1 protein-coding gene is annotated in these 218 nt (G+C 77.1%); it reads left to right on the forward strand.

The annotated features are described in order from the left end of the window. On the forward strand, nucleotides 1–218 hold a 218-nt coding region (locus tag SKC42_RS27615), incomplete at both ends, for a hypothetical protein (protein WP_330967390.1).

A 218-nucleotide genomic window follows, 5' to 3' on the forward strand; every position in this document is an offset into this window, starting at 1 on the left:
GGTCAAACCGGGGGTAGCGGCAGCAACGGCGCCTCCGGCGGCGCCGGCGGAATCGGCGGCTCCGCCGGCATTGGTGGCACCAACGGCGCAGGCGGCACTGGCGGGGCCGGCGGCACCGGCGGACAAGGCGGCACCGGATTCACCGACACCACCATCGGCTCCACCGACGCCACCGCCGGCGGAATCGGCGGCAACGGCGGCACCGCCGGAGCAGGCGG

The organism is Mycobacterium sp. 050134, assembly GCF_036409085.1.
Taxonomy (GTDB): domain Bacteria; phylum Actinomycetota; class Actinomycetes; order Mycobacteriales; family Mycobacteriaceae; genus Mycobacterium.